17 protein-coding genes and 7 tRNA genes are annotated in these 17,751 nt (G+C 48.5%); 22 read left to right on the top strand and 2 right to left on the bottom strand.

Annotated elements, in window-relative coordinates; all coding sequences use genetic code 11:
* The first annotated feature begins 156 nt into the window (after nucleotides 1-156).
* The 8 genes from OCV62_RS09310 (at nucleotide 157) to OCV62_RS09275 (ending at nucleotide 2,319) form a co-directional block, all read left to right on the top strand.
* Nucleotides 157-230, top strand: a tRNA-Asp gene (locus OCV62_RS09310).
* 51 nt (nucleotides 231-281) lie between these two features.
* Nucleotides 282-354, top strand: a tRNA-Val gene (locus tag OCV62_RS09305).
* A gap of 28 nt (nucleotides 355-382) precedes the next feature.
* Nucleotides 383-455 (top strand) — tRNA-Thr (locus OCV62_RS09300).
* Between the two features lie 22 nt (nucleotides 456-477).
* Nucleotides 478-559 (top strand) — tRNA-Tyr (locus OCV62_RS09295).
* 51 nt (nucleotides 560-610) lie between these two features.
* Nucleotides 611-684 (top strand) — tRNA-Met (locus OCV62_RS09290).
* A gap of 6 nt (nucleotides 685-690) precedes the next feature.
* A tRNA-Phe gene (locus OCV62_RS09285) sits at nucleotides 691-763 on the top strand.
* 14 nt (nucleotides 764-777) lie between these two features.
* Nucleotides 778-850, top strand: a tRNA-Lys gene (locus tag OCV62_RS09280).
* A gap of 125 nt (nucleotides 851-975) precedes the next feature.
* Complete coding sequence (locus OCV62_RS09275) at nucleotides 976-2,319, top strand: CCA tRNA nucleotidyltransferase (protein WP_262586248.1); 1,344 nt, start codon at nucleotides 976-978, stop codon at nucleotides 2,317-2,319.
* 103 nt (nucleotides 2,320-2,422) lie between these two features.
* On the opposite strand, the gene OCV62_RS09270 is transcribed toward OCV62_RS09275, so the two are convergent.
* Nucleotides 2,423-3,670, bottom strand: coding sequence for an AGE family epimerase/isomerase (locus OCV62_RS09270; protein ID WP_118763586.1), 1,248 nt, complete (start codon nucleotides 3,668-3,670; stop codon nucleotides 2,423-2,425).
* A gap of 335 nt (nucleotides 3,671-4,005) precedes the next feature.
* Here OCV62_RS09270 and OCV62_RS09265 point away from each other — a divergent pair, with 335 nt between their 5' ends.
* The 12 genes from OCV62_RS09265 to OCV62_RS09210 all read left to right on the top strand — a co-directional run bounded on the left by OCV62_RS09265 (nucleotide 4,006) and on the right by OCV62_RS09210 (nucleotide 15,339).
* The gene (locus OCV62_RS09265; RefSeq protein WP_262586233.1) at nucleotides 4,006-4,989 is read left to right on the top strand and encodes a CotS family spore coat protein; all 984 of its coding nucleotides are present in this window, start codon (nucleotides 4,006-4,008) and stop codon (nucleotides 4,987-4,989) included.
* Between the two features lie 113 nt (nucleotides 4,990-5,102).
* A complete protein-coding gene (locus OCV62_RS09260; protein WP_021914417.1) occupies nucleotides 5,103-5,375 on the top strand; it encodes an HU family DNA-binding protein in 273 nt (90 codons plus the stop codon).
* 127 nt (nucleotides 5,376-5,502) lie between these two features.
* On the top strand, nucleotides 5,503-5,742 hold the full coding sequence (locus OCV62_RS09255; RefSeq protein WP_021914416.1) for an RNA-binding S4 domain-containing protein: 240 nt from the start codon (nucleotides 5,503-5,505) through the stop codon (nucleotides 5,740-5,742).
* Nucleotides 5,743-5,801: 59 nt separating this feature from the next.
* On the top strand, nucleotides 5,802-6,092 hold the full coding sequence (gene yabP / locus OCV62_RS09250) for a sporulation protein YabP (RefSeq protein ID WP_021914415.1): 291 nt from the start codon (nucleotides 5,802-5,804) through the stop codon (nucleotides 6,090-6,092).
* A gap of 3 nt (nucleotides 6,093-6,095) precedes the next feature.
* Complete coding sequence (yabQ, locus tag OCV62_RS09245; RefSeq protein WP_262586230.1) at nucleotides 6,096-6,617, top strand: spore cortex biosynthesis protein YabQ; 522 nt, start codon at nucleotides 6,096-6,098, stop codon at nucleotides 6,615-6,617.
* Nucleotides 6,610-6,921 carry a septum formation initiator family protein gene (locus OCV62_RS09240; RefSeq protein WP_021914414.1) on the top strand — a complete coding sequence of 104 codons (312 nt, stop codon included), beginning with the start codon at nucleotides 6,610-6,612 and terminating at the stop codon, nucleotides 6,919-6,921. The genes yabQ and OCV62_RS09240 overlap by 8 nt, the downstream gene beginning before the upstream one ends.
* A gap of 46 nt (nucleotides 6,922-6,967) precedes the next feature.
* Nucleotides 6,968-7,108 carry a hypothetical protein gene (locus OCV62_RS09235; protein ID WP_262586227.1) on the top strand — a complete coding sequence of 47 codons (141 nt, stop codon included), beginning with the start codon at nucleotides 6,968-6,970 and terminating at the stop codon, nucleotides 7,106-7,108.
* A gap of 318 nt (nucleotides 7,109-7,426) precedes the next feature.
* Nucleotides 7,427-8,644, top strand: a complete 1,218-nt coding sequence (locus tag OCV62_RS09230; RefSeq protein WP_021915216.1) for a PP2C family protein-serine/threonine phosphatase — start codon at nucleotides 7,427-7,429, stop codon at nucleotides 8,642-8,644.
* Nucleotides 8,645-8,821: 177 nt separating this feature from the next.
* Nucleotides 8,822-10,480, top strand: coding sequence for a tRNA lysidine(34) synthetase TilS (gene tilS / locus OCV62_RS09225; RefSeq protein ID WP_262586225.1), 1,659 nt, complete (start codon nucleotides 8,822-8,824; stop codon nucleotides 10,478-10,480).
* A 27-nt stretch (nucleotides 10,481-10,507) separates the two neighbouring features.
* The gene (gene hpt / locus OCV62_RS09220; RefSeq protein WP_021915214.1) at nucleotides 10,508-11,032 is read left to right on the top strand and encodes a hypoxanthine phosphoribosyltransferase; all 525 of its coding nucleotides are present in this window, start codon (nucleotides 10,508-10,510) and stop codon (nucleotides 11,030-11,032) included.
* A gap of 49 nt (nucleotides 11,033-11,081) precedes the next feature.
* Nucleotides 11,082-12,896, top strand: a complete 1,815-nt coding sequence (gene ftsH / locus OCV62_RS09215) for an ATP-dependent zinc metalloprotease FtsH (protein WP_117962839.1) — start codon at nucleotides 11,082-11,084, stop codon at nucleotides 12,894-12,896.
* Nucleotides 12,897-13,191: 295 nt separating this feature from the next.
* A complete protein-coding gene (locus tag OCV62_RS09210) occupies nucleotides 13,192-15,339 on the top strand; it encodes a glycoside hydrolase family 13 protein (RefSeq protein WP_262586222.1) in 2,148 nt (715 codons plus the stop codon).
* Between the two features lie 237 nt (nucleotides 15,340-15,576).
* On the opposite strand, the gene OCV62_RS09205 is transcribed toward OCV62_RS09210, so the two are convergent.
* Complete coding sequence (locus OCV62_RS09205; RefSeq protein WP_021915211.1) at nucleotides 15,577-16,206, bottom strand: HdeD family acid-resistance protein; 630 nt, start codon at nucleotides 16,204-16,206, stop codon at nucleotides 15,577-15,579.
* A gap of 292 nt (nucleotides 16,207-16,498) precedes the next feature.
* On the opposite strand from OCV62_RS09205, the gene OCV62_RS09200 reads away from it, so the two are divergent.
* Together OCV62_RS09200 and OCV62_RS09195 are read left to right on the top strand one after the other, a co-directional pair.
* Nucleotides 16,499-17,272 carry an HAD family hydrolase gene (locus tag OCV62_RS09200; RefSeq protein WP_262586219.1) on the top strand — a complete coding sequence of 258 codons (774 nt, stop codon included), beginning with the start codon at nucleotides 16,499-16,501 and terminating at the stop codon, nucleotides 17,270-17,272.
* Nucleotides 17,273-17,290: 18 nt separating this feature from the next.
* On the top strand, nucleotides 17,291-17,722 hold the full coding sequence (locus OCV62_RS09195; RefSeq protein WP_021915209.1) for an RrF2 family transcriptional regulator: 432 nt from the start codon (nucleotides 17,291-17,293) through the stop codon (nucleotides 17,720-17,722).
* Nucleotides 17,723-17,751 lie beyond the last annotated feature (29 nt).

The following is a 17,751-nucleotide window of genomic DNA, read 5'->3' as shown; positions in this document are numbered from 1 at the left end:
AGGTTTGAGGTGGAAGTGCAGTAATGCATGGAGCTGACAAATACTAATCGGTCGAGGGCTTATCCTGACAGGTTGGGAATGGATGTAGGAGATACGAAAGAGAATTTCAGTGTTCAGTTTTGAAGGTATGATAAACACTGTTTGTTATATCTGAATGGCCTAGTGGCTCAGTTGGTTAGAGCGCCGCCCTGTCACGGCGGAGGTCACGGGTTCGAGTCCCGTCTGGGTCGTCGGTTTCTTTATGAAACCGGAAGAACGAAGCGTGTTCTTCTCAACATAATGGGGTCTTAGCTCAGCTGGGAGAGCATCTGCCTTACAAGCAGAGGGTCATAGGTTCGAGCCCTATAGGCCCCATATTCCAAAAGATATGTTGAAAAGATGCGCCGATGTGGCTCAATTGGCAGAGCAGCTGATTTGTAATCAGCAGGTTATCGGTTCGAGTCCGATCATCGGCTTTATTCATTGAAAAATGAATATGGATGGATTCCCGAGTGGCCAAAGGGGACAGACTGTAAATCTGCTGCAATTTGCTTCGGTGGTTCGAATCCACCTCCATCCATTCTCTTTCAGGTATATTTTGAAAGAAGTTGAATACAATATCATATGGTAACGCGGGGTGGAGCAGTCTGGAAGCTCGTCGGGCTCATAACCCGAAGGTCATAGGTTCAAATCCTGTCCCCGCTACTCAATGCCCAGATAGCTCAGTTGGTAGAGCAGAGGACTGAAAATCCTCGTGTCACTGGTTCGATTCCGGTTCTGGGCATTTTTCTATGGTATGGGATACTAGCTCAGTCGGTAGAGCACCTGACTTTTAATCAGGTTGTCGGGGGTTCGAATCCCCCGTGTCTCAGTAAGAAGACTTGAAACATCAAGTCTTTTTTTTGTACCTGAAATCCTGTACAATGTAGGATAAAAGAGTTTATTTTTTCTAAAACCGGTCAGAACAACAAAAGGAGCAGACAAATGGCGGAACAGATCAAAATCATATTGCCGGAAGCAGTAAAAAAGATTATCAACGTTTTGCAAAGTGCCGGATATGAAGCATGGGCGGTTGGCGGCTGCGTCCGCGACAGTATACTGCACCGCGAACCGGATGACTGGGATATTACGACTTCTGCGAGACCGGAGCAGGTGAAAGTGTTGTTTCATCGTACAGTGGATACCGGTATTCAGCATGGAACAGTCACTGTTTTGATGGATAGGGTTGGTTACGAAGTGACGACCTATCGAATTGACGGAGAATATGAGGATTCGAGGCATCCGAAGGAGGTTACGTTTACAGCGTCGTTGCAGGAGGATCTGAGGAGACGGGATTTTACGATCAATGCCATGGCATATAATGAGGAAGCTGGTTTGGTAGATATTTTCGGGGGAATCGAGGATATTTCGAAAAAAGTGATCCGATGCGTTGGAGATGCGAAGGAGCGTTTCACAGAGGATGCACTGAGGATGATGCGTGCGGTTCGTTTTTCCGCCCAGTTGGGATATGATATCGAGGAAGCGACACGTCTGGCGATCTGTGAACTGTCACAGACACTTGAAAAGATCAGTGCTGAACGGATCCGAACAGAGCTTTTAAAACTTCTGGTCAGCCCACATCCGGAGATGTTGCGGATATGCAGGGAAACGGGCATGACAGCTGTTTTTCTGCCGGAATTTGATCAGATGGCGCAGACAGTACAGAACAATCCACATCATTGCTATGATGTCGCGGAGCATACGATTCAGGCATTGATGCATTCTGCACCGGAAAAAACGCTGCGGCTTGCTCTTTTATTTCATGATATGGGAAAAGCGAAGACGCGGACGACGGATCAGGACGGCGTGGATCATTTTCATGGACATTCGGAGGTCAGCGCCGAGCTGGCAAGGACAATCCTGCGCCGATTGAAATTTGATAATGAAACGATCGATCGAGTTGTCCGTCTGGTGCGGGCACACGATGTGAAAATTGAACCTGGAGAACGAAATATGCGGTTTGCTTTAAACCGTCTGGGTCCGGATCTTTTCCCGGAATTGTTTTTGGTGAAAGAGGCAGATCTGGCAGCCCAGAGTGATTATCATCGGGAGGAGAAACAAGAACATCTCAGGAAAATGCAGGAAGATTATGAGGCGGTGATTGCAAGCGGTGCATGTCTGACATTAAAAGGGCTTGCGGTAAACGGCAAGGATCTGATCGGAATCGGGATGCAGGCAGGACGCGGGCTGGGAGATATTTTGCAGAAGCTTCTGGAAGAAGTGCTGGAAGAGCCGCAGCGCAATACGAAAGAATTTTTACTGGAGGAAGTCAGAAGGATACAGGTGAAAGGTTCCTTTTAACAAAAACAGCTCAGGATACTCTGATTTAGAGTCCTGAGCTGTTTTCTATATGCATTTTGCGATGCTCGTTCTCAGGAATAAAATGTCACATGAGAATTTGCAATTAGCAGAACTTGCCGCCTTTTACTGCAGGAGCGATAGACAGATCTGCGGTATAGAACGGGATCAAGGTAGCCTGTACTGCATGATACAGATCAGACTTGCCGGGCCATACGGTGCCGATCAGGTTGTTGTTTGCATCCAGCTGATGGAACCAGGAGCCGTGTACATGATCCAGAACCTTTTCATCCAGATACTGCATGAACTCAGCGAAGTTGTCTGCATATTTCTGGTTGCCGGTTACATGGAACAGAACTGCGGAAGTATTGATTGCTTCTGCCAGAGTCCAGTGCATTCTGTCGTGAACAACCGGTTTGCCGTTCCAATCGGTGGTGTAAACGATACCCGGAGCGCCGTCAGCATTCCATGCGTCTTCGATTGCACGGTTGTACAGGTTTTCTGCAACAGTGATGTATTTGGAAGCGCCCTCTTTGTCGCCCTTGAAGGTGGACAGAGCCCACTGGGTGATCAGACGGGACCATTCGATGCCGTGACCGGGAGTTGCGCCGTAAGGCTTGAACTGATCGTCAGGACGATCTTTGTTGCATTCCAGATCAGCAACCCACTCTTTGGTGAAGTGTTCCGGGATTCTCCAGTTGTTTGCGGATGCCCAGCCAACAACGTGATCGATGATACGGCCTGCTCTTACGCGGTATTTCTCATCGCCGGTTACGTCTGCAGCTGCCAGGAAAGCTTCTACAGTGTGCATGTTGGCATTTAAGCCGCGGTAGTCGTCCAGAACGGTGAATTCGGTGTTCCAGGTATCGCAGGAAAGACCTTCTTCTTCATTCCAGAAACGCAGGTCATACAGAGCAAGAGCATCGTCTAACAGCTCTTTTGCACCGGGAATGTCTGCAAGGACGCCGGAGGAAGCTGCAAGAATTACGAATGCGTGTGCATAGCACTGTTTGTTGGGCAGGATATTGCCGTCTGCAGTCAGACCGGCATACCAGCCGCCGTTTGCAGTATCATGCAGTTCGCCGCGCAGACCTTTGATCGCTGCTGCAGCAAGCTCTTTACTGCCGGGATGACCGAGGAAGGATGCCAGGCTGTATACATGTGCCATACGGCTGGTGATCCATGTCTCACGGTTGCGATCTTTCCACGGAGTACCATCATCTCCTAAATAATAAGAACTTCCGCCAGGAGCGGGGAAGTTATGGCCGAAAGAAAACAGTCCTTCTCTGACATCAGCCAGAAAAGCTTCGTTTTCCTTGGTGCCGAGCTGATATTTTACATTTAATTCGCTCATTTGTTTTCCCTTTCCTCAGCGTATTGATACGCTGACCCTTTATACGGTTATTGTATCAGATGGAGTCTGAAAATGAAATAGGATTTTCAGGAAGATGTTGACATGTTACAGTTCACTCGCGCCATTCGCAAAAGCGCATCTTCGATGCTTTCCGCTGCTTCGCAGCTCATTTTTGCTCATAAAAGGGCGCTCCCTTCACGGTTTCTTGTGGACAGATTCTCATGCGAGCATGGAATCTGTCCACAAGAAACCATGAGTGAACTGTAACGTTGATACATAACCGGAACATTTTGCTCATAGGATAGGTAGTACCTAAGAGGCGGGAGGGAATGCAGGTGAATGACAGGTCCGTAAGCGTACTGGAAAATTATGATTTTGAAGTGATCCGCACACAGAAAAGCAGAAATGCAATTTTGTGTGAAACGAATAAAGGTTGGTATATCCTGAAAGAATATAAAGGACCGGTCTTTCGGCTGGAAATGATGGCAAAGGTACTGGAGGGAGTCCGGCAAAACGGCTTTACGCGTGCGGAACAGCTTCTGTCTACAAAAGAAGGCGCACTGTTTTGCTGCGATCAGGAGCAGAACAGATGCATTGTAAAAAGCTGGCCACAGGGAAGAGAATGCAGTTTAAAGGATGGACAGGAATGCCGGGATGCTATGCGCACCCTGGCGGTTCTGCACAGTGCGCTGCATTTTCCACAGCTGCAACAGGAGTATGGGCTGCACGCAGTCAGCCTGGCAGAGGAATATGAGAAACGGAACCGGGAGCTGCGTAAGGTCAGACGTTTTTTGCGGGAAAAGAGTCAGAAGACAACGTTTGAGATCAACCTGCAGCAGACGTTTGATCTGTTTTTGGAAGAGGCGGAGCGGGTGACGGAGGACGTCCGTTCCTATGGGTCTCTTCTGGATGCGCGGGAATGCGAGGAAAGCGGAAGCTTTTGTCACGGGGATTATCAGCATCACAATCTGCTCTGTCAGAATACGACGTCCGTCATCAATTTTGAAAAATGTGCCCTGGACAGCCAGATGCGGGATCTGTATCTTTTCCTGCGTAAGCTATTAGAGAAGACGAACTGGTCAGTGCCGCTGGCGAGAGGACTTTTAGACGTTTACGGCAGGATCAGTCCGCTGTCTGCGGTGGATTATCTGCAGCTGTATTATCGCTTTGCATACCCGGAAAAATTCTGGAAAATTGTCAATTTTTACTACAATAGTCGGAAAGTATGGATACCTGGAAGGCACATGGAAAAGCTGGAGCGGCTGCTCATTCAGCAGGGTGTGAAAAAGGCTTTCCTGGAGCAGACATTTTCCCTGTAAGTATTGACAAACAAAGGAACTACAGGTATAAATAGAATATAATGTTTCTGGGCAGGACTGCCCTTTTAGACATTTCGAATGGAACAGGAAAAGAAATACAGGAGGAGTTCATAATGAACAAGACAGAATTAGTTGCTGCCATCGCTGAGCAGGCAGAGATTTCGAAGAAGGATGCAGAGAAGGCTTTAAAGGCTTTCACTGATGTTGTAGCAGAAGAACTGAAGAAAGGCGAGAAGATTCAGCTGGTTGGCTTCGGTACTTTTGAAGTATCTGAAAGAGCTGCAAGAGAAGGCAGAAATCCTCAGACTGGCGAAGCAATGACAATCGCAGCTTCTAAGACCCCTAAGTTCAAAGCTGGTAAGGCTTTAAAGGATTCTATTAACTAAATCAGAAGATGACAGGGCAGCTGCTGATGCGGCTGCCTTTTGTTATTCTATAAATAACGTTGTTCTTATACGATAACAAATGCTCCGCCGGCGGCGGTTAGCATTTAGTAGAGAAGGGAAAGAAACGATGAGACTGGACAAATATTTGAAGGTATCCCGGCTGATTAAACGCCGCACCGTTGCAAACGAGGCATGCGACGCGGGCAGAGTGTTGTTAAATGACAAGGTGGCGCGGGCGTCCGCAGAAGTAAAGGCAGGAGACGTGATTACGATTCAATTTGGCAATAAGGATGTAAAGGTCGAGGTCCTGACTGTACAGGAAACTGTACGCAAAGAAGAAGCAAAAGAGATGTTTCAATATCTCTAAAGTCATAACGGCAGACATCGGCGCGTATACTGTGTAAGGAACAGTAAGGAGGGCGCGCGATGGAAGAATTAAACAGCAGAGCAGGACAGCACCGGATCAGTTTGGTCAACCGGGAAGTGTGTGCGATTAACGGCGTTTCCGATGTGCTTTCCTTTGATGTGGGGGAAGTGCTTCTGGAGACGGAGCAGGGGATGCTGATGATCCGCGGCAGTGAGCTGCATGTGAGCCGCCTGACGCTGGAAAAGGGAGAAGTGGACATTGACGGGCGGATTGATAGCTTGACCTATTCAGAACAGACAGCTTCGGCGGGCAGCAAAGCGGAATCGCTGCTGAGTCGGCTGTTTCGGTGACGGATGAGCAGTGAGATCGCCAGAGAGGGAACGTTCTGGCTGCATTCGGTTTTGCTGGGGATGGCGGTGACGCTTGTTTACGATTTTCTGCGGATTTTCCGGAGAGTATTTCCACACGGAATATTCTGGATTTCGATAGAGGATCTTATTTACTGGTGTGTTGTGGCAGGCAGCTTTTTTTCCCTGTTATATCTGGAAAATAATGGGACATTTCGGTGGTTCTGCGTATTCGGGGCAGCAGTTGGGATGCTCGTTGTAAAAAGCACGGCGAGTCCTTTTCTGGTAAAAGCTGGAGCGCGGTTCGGTCTCTGGATAAAAAAGGTGATTTCCTATGTTGCAGGATGGCTGATGCGTCCCGTAAAGTATACCCTTCGAATAGGAAAAAACGGTTTTTCGAAAATTTTCAGAGGTGCCAGACGGAGTGCAAGAATTTTGAAAAAGCGGTTGACTAGCCGTTTAAAACTGGCTAAAATAGCTTTATGTAAACAGAACAGAAAAGCATTGCGAGGCAGGAAAAATGGTTAAAAGAAAGATTGTTTTTCGCCGGAAGAAACGGGAGAACCGTTTGAGCATGCTTCTGGTAACGATGGTAGTTCTGATGGTGCTGGCGGTAGTATCGATCCGGAGCATGGAGCTGCGACAGAAGCAGCAGGGATATCAGGATCAAATTAAACAGCTTACGCAACAGATTGAAGAAGAGACACAGCGGACGGCGGAAATCGAAGAATACGAAAAATACACCAAGACGCGCAAATATGTCGAAGAGGTTGCAAAGGATAAGCTCGGACTGGTGTATGACGGCGAAATTATTTTTAAACCGGAGAATTGAGAGACGGCTGTGAAAACGTTCGTATCGGCAGGACGAATGTAATATAATGAGCGCAAGAGAGCGGGAACAGGCGAAGCTTGCTCATCGCGAACGGCGAATGTCGATCATGAACGAAGTTCATGATATAATGAGCGCAAGAGAGCGGGAACAGGCGAAGCCTGCTCATCGCGAACGGCGAAATTATTGAGTGAGCTGTGCTCACGATATAATATAAGAAGAAAAAGGATTGCGGATTCCGGATGGGATCCGCGTTTTTTTATTTCATAGGAAAATGCGTCCTATGAAATAAAAACGCTCCGCGAGGATGTGCACTCGGCGCAAGGGTAGATGGTTGCTAAAGCAACCGCGCCTCGGCGCGAGAATGTGCCAGGGCACATTCTTTTTTGTACAGTTCTGCGGATACCTCTTTTCCTGAAAAAAAGAATCTACGGTTTGCCTGCTTTGACAAAAGGCGCGCATGTCAGCAGTTATACTGGAGAAAAAAGGTCGCAGGAAAGGACATGCCATGGAATCTCAATATTGGAATGACGAAGTGCAGCAGTCGGCATGGCTGCTGGATTATGACCGAAGATGTATGCTGGACTGTGCGGATACGTTTCAAAATCTTGCTGCGGTTATGGGTGAGATGAACTGGGAGCTGGAGCAGGAAAAAACGCCGGACGATCGGGAAGAGCTGCTTCGGCGCAGACAGGCGATGGAGAGCCGGAAACAATATGCGGCGCATATGCGTCAGATGGCGGGAATGCTGCAGTCGGTAGCGGATACGTCCGTTCAGCTGATCCGGCTGGGCGGTCGGCAGGAAAAGCAGATTGTGCGCGCCCTGGCGGGAGAAGGCATTGTAGTAGAGGATATTTATCTGCTTCGGGGAAAAGAGGACAGGCTGCAGATCACGATATCTGTCCGCCTGACAAAGAACAAAAGCATGACGGTAGAGGAAATTGCCGGGTATTTGTCGGTGCTGATGGATATCCGGCTGGTGCCTCAGAAGAGGAATCCATATTTTGTCGGAGAAGAATCCGTGAGTCTGTATTTTGAGGAAGAGCCGATTTTCAGCTGTTTGACAGCGGCGGCATGCGCGACGGAAGAAACGGAGAGCGTCTCCGGGGACAGCTATTCTTTTCTGGAAACGGACGACAGCGTTGCCATGATTTTGTCGGATGGAGTTGGTTCCGGGGAGAGCGCGGCGCGGGACAGCGGCAGGATTGTAGACTTGACGGAGCGGATATTGGATGCGGGGCTTGGACCGGATATGGCGATGCTTTTTTTAAATGGGATGGCAGGCGCGGAGGGGGACGAAAACCGGATGGCGACGCTTGATCTGTGCCGGATTGATCTTTACCGGGGGGAGTGCGAGACGGTGAAAGCTGGCGGGGCAGCAGGGTTTATCAAGCGCAGCGACCGTGTGGAGAAAATTCAGAGCAGACAGCTGCCGCTCGGCATGTCGGCGTCAGAGGACATCAGTGAAAAAAAGTGGCAGTTAAACAGCGGCGATCTGGTCATTTTGGTTTCGGATGGTGTAGTGCAGAACTGGCCGTGCGGGGACGGGGAATATCTGTTGGAGCAGAAAATCGCTTCGTTGAACGTCAGCTCACCGGTCGACCTGGCAAACCTGATTTTGCGTTATGCAATCCGCCAGTGCGGCGGCAAAATCCGAGATGATATGACGGTTTTAGTTACGGGAATCTGGAAAAACGAAGAACGGGAGATAGAGGATATAGAATAAGAAGTTTCGCTGGACAAACATCTGAGGTATAATATAGGGGCACAAAGGAAAAGCAATTGGTTTTCGTGTGCCCCTAACGAGAGTGCAAAGAGCGCGTCAGCGCGGGCACTCGAGTTTATCAGCACAAAGGAAAAGCAATTGCTGCCGAAGGCACAAAGGAAAAAAGGAGACTGCAGGATGGATCTGACGGAAAAAATTCTTTTCTATATGAAGCGGTATCATATGATCCCGGAAAATAAAAATATTGTAGTCGGACTTTCCGGGGGAGCAGATTCCGTCTGCCTGCTGTATGTGTTGGTTGCGCTGCGCAAGAAGCTGGGACTGCAGCTGTGCGCGGTACATGTTCATCATGGCCTGCGTGGGGTAGAGGCTGATGCGGATGAGGCGTATGTGCGCGATATTTGCCGGGCGTGGGATGTGCCGTTAAAGTCAATGCGGATTGAGGCGGCGCTGCTGGCGAAACAGTGGGGAATCGGCTGCGAAGAAGCCGGACGCCGGGCGCGTTATGAAATTTTTGAAGAGTGCTTACAGGAGATGGGCGGTTGTCGCGGTGCGATTGCGGTGGCGCATCATCGGGATGACTGCGCGGAGACGCTTTTGTTTCACATGTTCCGCGGCACTGGTCTGGACGGAATGGCAGGGATTCGCCCGGTGCGAAAGACGGAACGGGAAAGCATGATTATCCGTCCGCTTTTGGAAACTGGAAAGACAGAAATAGAAAGCTTTCTCCAGGAAAAAGGGATTTCCTGGCGGATAGATTCTACGAACACCGGAGAAGATTATACAAGGAACCGAATCAGAAATCGGGTTCTGCCGTATGCGGAAAAGGAAATTTGCAGCGGAGCCGGAGCACATCTGGCGAAAGAGGCACAGCTCCTGGCAGAGACGGCGGATTTTGTGCGCAGCTGCACCCGACAGGCGCTGGAACGCTGCAGGGTGGAAGCAGGTGCTTTGAAAACGAATGTGTGCGGCAGAGAGAGAGTAGAGCATGTGGGGCGAAAAAAAGTAATTGCGGAACATACGAGATACGATAAACAGACTATAATAAAATTAAATATCGAACTTCTGCAACAGGAAGATATTTTCCTGCAGAAGCAGTGCGTGCGGGAATGTATGCTGGAGATCGGCACGGGGCGCGATCTGACGTCAGCGCATATCGAAGCGGTGTGGCACTTTGTAGGGACGGACTGCCAGAGCGGTAGGAAGCTGCGGATTCCAGCGTGTCAGCTCGAGGTGGAGCGGCAGTTTAGGCTGCTGGTATTTCGAAGGTTGGAGCGGCAGCAGGACGCATTGCCGGAGCAGCAGGACGCATCGTCGGAGCTGCGGTTTGACCGAGGCAGGCAGGTTGGGCTTCAGACCGCAGAGCTTCCGCTCCCAGAGCATTCTAGCGAGCTGCATGTTCCGGGGATGGGTGTGGTGTCAGTGCGATACCTGCAGCGGGACGAGCCGACAGCAGGTGAAAAAAATACCGCAGCAGGCGAAAAAAATACTGCGGCAGGCGAGGAAAGCGGCGCTGCTGTTGGTGCTTTTTTAAAAAATATCCCTCAAAAAAAGTATACGAAATGGTTGGATTATGATAAAATAATACAATCTGTCGTATTTCGAACGCGCAGGAGCGGAGATTATCTGACAATCGATGATAATTTTTCAAAAAAAAGCTTAAAGAAATATATGATCGAAGAAAAAATTCCTGCAAATGAGCGGAACAGTATGATGGTGCTGGCAGACGGGAATCACATTATCTGGGTACCGGGCGGAAGAATCAGCACATACTATCGGGTAACGGAGCAGACGAGGGTGATTTTGGAAGTTACCTGTATGGAGAAGCAAGAATAGAACAGAAAAACCAAGGAGGATTTGGGCATGGCAGAAAGAGTTGAAGTGATGTTGTCGGAAGAAGAGGTAGACAGAAGGATTCAGGAGATTGGTGAGCAGATCAGTAAAGATTATGCCGGAAAACAGGTTCATCTGGTATGCGTATTAAAGGGCGGCAGCTTTTTCTTATGTGAACTGGCAAAGCGGATTACCGTTCCGGTATCCCTGGATTTCATGTCGGTATCCAGCTACGGCGGTGATACCAAATCAAGCGGAGTTATTAAGATCGTAAAGGATCTGGATGAGCCTCTGCGCGACAAGAATGTTATTGTTGTGGAGGATATCGTGGATTCCGGACGTACCCTGAGCTATCTGCTGGATATGTTAAAGGCACGCGGACCGAAGTCCATGGCACTCTGCACGCTTCTGGATAAGCCGGATCGCCGTGTGATCGATGTAAAGGTAGATTATACCGGATTCCAGATTCCGGACGAATTTGTGGTAGGCTATGGTTTGGATTACGACCAGCGTTACCGCAACCTTCCGTACATCGGAGTGGTAAAATTTGATTGATGCAGGCTTTTAGCCGAAGGAGGATGCAGTGAACAAAAACGGCAGAGGAATGAATCTCGTCATTTCCCTTTTGCTTATTGTGCTCCTGGTTTTCTGGTTTTCGGGAATACTGCGCAGCATGGAGGATACCTGTACACAGGCGGAATTCAATCAGATGCTGGATGCCGGAGAAATATCGGGAGCTGTAGTAGTGCAGAACCGGGAAGTGCCGACCGGTTCCGTGGAGGTACATCTTACCTCGGGAGACGAAAAGGTGCTGGTGGTATCGGATGTCAATCCGGTGCTGGAGGAGCTGGAAACGGCAGGAGTCAAGACGATCGTGAGGGATGTGCCCGGCGATAATATATTTTTAACATCCATCCTGCCTGCGCTGATCACTGTGGGCGGTGTGCTTCTGATCTTCATGATGATGAATGCACAGAATGCCCAGATGAATGGCGGCAATAAGATGATGAATTTCGGCAAAAGCCGTGCGCGGCTGAGCCTGGCAGGCGACAGCAAGGTTACATTAAAGGATGTTGCCGGACTGAAGGAAGAGAAGGAAGACCTGCAGGAGATCGTTGATTTTTTAAGAGATCCGGGCAAGTTTACAAAGGTCGGGGCGAGAATCCCCAAGGGTGTTTTGCTGGAGGGACCTCCCGGAACCGGTAAAACCCTTCTGGCAAAGGCGATTGCGGGCGAAGCAAACGTTCCGTTTTTCTCCATTTCCGGTTCTGATTTCGTGGAAATGTTCGTCGGTGTCGGTGCTTCCCGCGTTCGGGATTTGTTCGAAGAAGCGAAAAAAAATGCACCATGTATCGTGTTCATTGATGAAATAGACGCGGTGGCGAGACGACGTGGAACCGGTATGGGCGGCGGTCATGATGAAAGAGAGCAGACGCTGAATCAGATGCTGGTAGAGATGGACGGTTTCGCTGCAAATGCAGGAATCATCGTAATGGCAGCGACAAACCGCGTAGATATCCTGGATCCGGCGATCCTGCGTCCCGGACGATTTGATCGAAAGATCGCAGTCGGACTGCCGGATGTTGGAGGAAGAGAGGCGATCCTGCAGGTTCACGCGAAAAATAAACCCTTGGGTGATAACGTGGATTTAAAACAGATCGCTCAGACAACGGCAGGATTTACCGGAGCCGATCTGGAAAATCTGTTAAACGAGGCGGCAATTGTAGCAGCAAAGGATAACCGGTGCTTTATCAGTCAGGAGGATATCAAGACTGCTTTTGTAAAAGTAGGAATCGGAACAGAACGAAAGAGCCGTATTATTTCTGATAAAGAGCGTAAGATCACAGCGTATCACGAATCCGGACATGCGATTTTGTTCCATGTGCTGCCGGATGTCGGACCGGTTTATTCGGTGTCGATCATTCCGACCGGCGCAGGTGCAGCAGGTTATACGATGCCGCTGCCGGAGCGTGACGATATGTTTATGACAAAGGGTCGCATGCTGCAGGAGATTATGGTATCCCTGGGCGGAAGAATCGCGGAAGAAATTATTTTTGATGATATTACCACCGGCGCATCCAGTGATATCAAAAAGGCGACACAGATTGCGAAAAAGATGGTAACACGGTACGGAATGTCTGAAAACGTAGGTGTGATCTGCTATGATGATGACGATGATGAAGTGTTCATCGGACGGGATCTGGCGCATGCAAAGGCCCACAGCGAGCTGGTGAGCGGGGAGATCGACAGGGAAATCCACCGGATTATCGACGAGTGTTATGCAAAGGCAAAGGCATTGATTCTGGAAAACAGTGATGTGCTGCATAAGAGCGCACAGCTGCTTCTGAAAAAAGAAAAGATCAGCCGCGCAGAATTTGAAGCGCTGTTTGAAAAGCAACCGGAAGATTTCTTCGCGTAAATGGTAAATAGTCACAAAAACAAAAACGAAAATTTGTGATATTTGTGAAAACGGAGAATATACAAAAAGGGTCGGGTCTGCTATTATACTCTTTGTACCCCCCCAATACATTATATATTTTTGCTATACCCCATAAGAAGAAATACCTTCTCTGAAAAGGACAGCTTAACGGCTGTCCTTTTATCATGCGGCAGAATATCCTTATGCTGCGATATAGTGCTGGAGCAGGATTTTGGCTTGCCATTCCGAAAACGGTAGTATAAAATGGGTCTGTAAAGGATAGGTAAAGAAAATCATGGAATTTAATCGTTTTTTCAGTGATCAGAAATATATGAATGAAATGCGCCCTGTTTTCAGTAAAAGGGCGCTTTATAGTGATACGACAGAAAATTATGTGACACCGCCGGAGCCTGCACCCTACAGCAGGGTAAAGATCGCATTCCGCACCAAGCGCAGCAATGTTGATCGCGTTTTTTTAGTCTGTAAAGGGCAGAAAAATCTGATGTTTAAGGCATCATCAGACGCGCAGTTTGATTATTATGAAGTAAAGCTGCAGCTGGATAATGAAAAGATCAGCTGGTATTTTGAAATTCAGGCAGGTGCGATCACCTGCTATTACGATTTTCGTGGTGTGGTAAAACGGCCGGATGAGCACTACAATTTCGTCCTGATTCCTGGCTTTGATACGCCGGACTGGGCGAAGGGTGCCGTGATGTATCAGATTTATGTGGATCGCTTCTGCAACGGGGATCCGACAAATGATGTCCTGACAAATGAATATCATTATATCGGCGCAAAATCACAGCATGTAGAGGACTGGTACCGGTATCCGTCCTCAATGGATGTACGTGATTTTTATGGCGGAGATTTACAGGGCGTGTTGGATAAAATGGATTACCTGGAACAGCTCGACGTGGAGGTTATTTATTTCAATCCGCTGTTCGTTTCGCCTTCCAACCATAAATATGACAGCCAGGATTATGACCATGTGGATCCGCACTGCGGAAAGATCGTAAAGGATGGCGGACGGCTTCTGGAGGACTGGGAAACAGATAATACCCACGCAGACCGTTATATCCTCAGAACCACAGACAGCGAAAATCTGGAAGCAAGTGACAGATTACTGATCCGGGTCATTGAGGAAGCTCATAAACGTGGAATACGGGTGATCCTGGACGGTGTATTCAATCATTGCGGTTCCTTCAATAAGTGGCTTGATCGGGAGCGGATTTATGAAAACAAGCCCGGCTATGAGAAGGGCGCGTATATTTCAGAAGACAGTCCGTATCATGATTACTTCAGTTTCCATGACAATAACCGGTTCCCCTATAATCCGACCTATGATGGATGGTGGGGCCACGATACACTTCCCAAGCTGAATTATGAGGGATCCAGACAGCTTGAGGACTATATTTTGCAGGTCGCGAGAAAATGGGTATCTGCGCCCTTTCATGCAGATGGCTGGAGATTGGACGTTGCGGCAGATCTTGGACATTCCCCGGAGTATAACCACCGGTTCTGGGCAAAATTCCGGGATACGGTCAAGGAGGCCAATCCCCATGCATTGATTGTTGCGGAGCATTACGGAGATCCGTCTTCCTGGCTGCAGGGAGATCAGTGGGATACGGTTATGAACTATGACGCATTTATGGAGCCGGTCAGCTGGTTTTTAACAGGCATGGAGAAGCACAGCGATGATTATCGGCAGGATCTTCTGGGAAACGCGGACAGCTTTGTGGGCGCAATGGCATATCACGGAGCAAATATGGCGATGCCATCCTGGTTGACTGCCATGAATGAGCTCTCCAACCATGACCATTCCAGATTTTTGACCAGAACAAACCGTCGTGTCGGCAGAACGAACAGTCTCGGCGCTGAGGCGGCAAATCATGATGTAAAAAAAGCAGTGCTTCTGGAGGCTGTTGTCATGCAGATGACATGGCCTGGCGCGCCTACGGTTTATTATGGCGACGAAGCGGGCGTCTGTGGCTTTACCGATCCGGATAACCGCCGTACCTATCCGTGGGGCAGGGAAGATAAAGAGCTGATCAACTTTCATCGGGAGATCATCCGGATTCATCGTCAGAATAAGGAATTTAAGACAGGCTCCTTAAAATGTCTGACCCTGGACTATAATTTCCTGGCATATGGGCGATTTACAAAAAATAATCATTCGGTTGTTTTGATCAATAATAATGAAAATGAGATTACAAAAGAGCTTTCTGTCTGGGAGCTGGGGATCCCGCGGGACTGCACGCTGCAGCGGCTGATCCTGACCGGGGAAAGGGGCTATGACATCAATCCGATGGAGATAGAAGTTTCAGCAGGACGAATTACGGTGACGATGCCGAAGACATCCTCCATGATTTTGCAGTATCGGACAGAAGAGGAAGAAAAGCCGGTGAAGCCCAAAAACCGGCGCAGCTTCTGGGAATTTGGCTAAAAAGGGAATATTATGTTAAAACAGTATTTAGTAAAGACGGCGCAAGACGCCAGATGATCATGCTGGTGTAAGGATAAGCACCCGGAATGAAATATCAGTTAGAAAATGCTATATAAAAAAAGCCCGATGATTCGCGGTTGCCCGAAAGAAAACTTTCAGGCGAAGCTGCGAAACGACGGGCTTTTTGCGTGCGTACATGGAATGTGGATACCGGTGTGTACGTGTATGTAACGTCGATCAGTCGATAATATTGTCCTCATCCAACGCGATCCACTCGTCGTGCAGACGGTTGCGGATGTCTTTTAAACGTTTGGAGGTATAGAACGTGAAGATAATATTTTCAATTCCAGCGAAGATCAGCGAAATGCCCATGACCTGAACGAACAGGCTGCCGCCCTTTGCAGGGTTGAAGGTCAGGAAAATACCAAACAGCAAATAGACGATGGCGGAGAATAAAAGCAGTCCCCAGCCGGAGAGCTGATAGTGGCGGGCATCCATCGCGGTCTGGATTTTAAATACACTCTCTACGATTTCATAGATACCGACAAGCACCCAGGTAATGGAAAGTATAGCACCGGGATGGGTCAGAAACAAAATACCAAACAGCAGGGCGAAAAGTCCGAGTGCAAGATCGAACTGGAAGCCGATGTGGTAGCTGACGTTAAAGAAGTAGCCGACTATTTTGCTGACGCCGAAAACAACCATCAAAACACCGAGCAGGGTGCAGATAACGTTCATGGAAGTATTGGGCCAGATCAGCAGCACCGTACCGAAAATGCCAAGCAGCAGGGAGCTGACCAATGCGAACCATTTGGCACATTTGAAAGCATGCGTGGTTTCATCAACAATATGATTGGAATATCTCATGGTAAAAGTCCTCGATTCCTGCATATTTGCGGATGCGGACACTGTTTTCCGTTCCGTATAAGCTCAGTATAGAACGGCAGCAGGAAAAAAACACCGGTCAGATTTGGAAAAATGAGGAAAAAATGAGCTGCCAGGCAGAAGAAAGCATGGAAGCATACAGGTTCGGAGACTGTACAGAGGAATTGGAAGCGTTTGGTGCTTTACAAATACAGTAAAAAGAGGTTATCATAGTAGGTAATAGGGGAAATGGGTATTTCGCGAATGGCACGGGTGAACTGAGAATGGAGAACACATGATCAAACTGGTGGCGACAGATATTGATGGAACATTGCTTCAGAGTGGAGAAAGGGAAGTACCGGAAGCAGTTTTTGTTCAGATCGACAGACTTTTGAAAAAAGGAATATTATTTGCGGCAGCGAGCGGCAGACAGTACAGCAATCTGAAAAATCTGTTTGCTCCGAAGGCGGAAGAGATGACGTTTCTGTGCGAAAACGGTGCGATTCTTTATCGAAAGGATCAGATTTTAAAGAAACGGCCGATGCCGCGCAGCCGAGCAGAAGCGCTTGCAAAGCAGATTCTTGCCAATGACGATATGGAAGTTCTGATTTCCGGAGCCAATACCAGTTATCTGATGCCAAAGCATGACGATTATATTTATCATATTCAGTATTTTTTGGGAAATCGTGTAGAAATTGTTCACAGCCTGGACGAAATTAAAGAGGACATGATAAAGGTATCAGCTTATTGCAGAAGCGGCGCGGCAAAATATGACAAGCCGTTCGGTGATCCGTGGAGAGGAGAGTTCTCAGCGGCGGTTGCAGGGGAAAAATGGCTGGATTTTATGCTGTCGGACAAAGGAACCGGGATGCGGGATCTTTGCGGTGTGCTGGGGATTTCTCCGGAAGATGTGATCGCGATTGGGGATAACTATAACGATTTGCCGATGCTGGCAGAGGTCGGGCATCCGTGGATTATGAAAAATTCGGCACTCGATCAGGCGGGCTTTGGGCAAAGCCATGAATTTTTACGGGCGGAAAGTGTAGAAGAAATTTTGAAAAAGCTTTGAAAGGAAGGGTAACAGGATATGATGGTTTCAACGAGAGGACGATATGCGCTGCGCGTGATGATCGATCTGGCAGAGCATAATAATGGAAAATTTATTCCGCTGAAGGATATCGCGGAGCGGCAGGAAATTTCAGAAAAATATCTGGAAAGCATCGTGAAATCCTTAACGAAGGCAGACGTGCTGGAGGGTCTGCGCGGCAAAGGCGGAGGGTACCGGCTGACCAGACCGGCGGAGGAATACAATGTATATGAGATCCTGAAGCTCACGGAGGGCAGTATGGCTCCGGTGTCCTGTTTAGAGGACACTGCAAGGGAATGTGAGCGAAGAGGAATGTGTGCGACGCTTCCGGTCTGGGAGGGGCTGGAAAAGGTTGTTCGGGAATATTTGTCGGGTATCACCATTCAGGAGCTGACCAAGCAATGGCAGCCCGGAGATAATTATGTAATTTGAATGACAAAACTGCTTTATTTTGCAAATAT

Source organism: Gallintestinimicrobium propionicum, assembly GCF_025567525.1.
GTDB classification, from domain to species: Bacteria; Bacillota; Clostridia; order Lachnospirales; family Lachnospiraceae; genus Gallintestinimicrobium; species Gallintestinimicrobium propionicum.
Note: the sequence above shows the minus strand (reverse complement) of the source record. Positions and strands in the feature narration are given on the sequence as shown.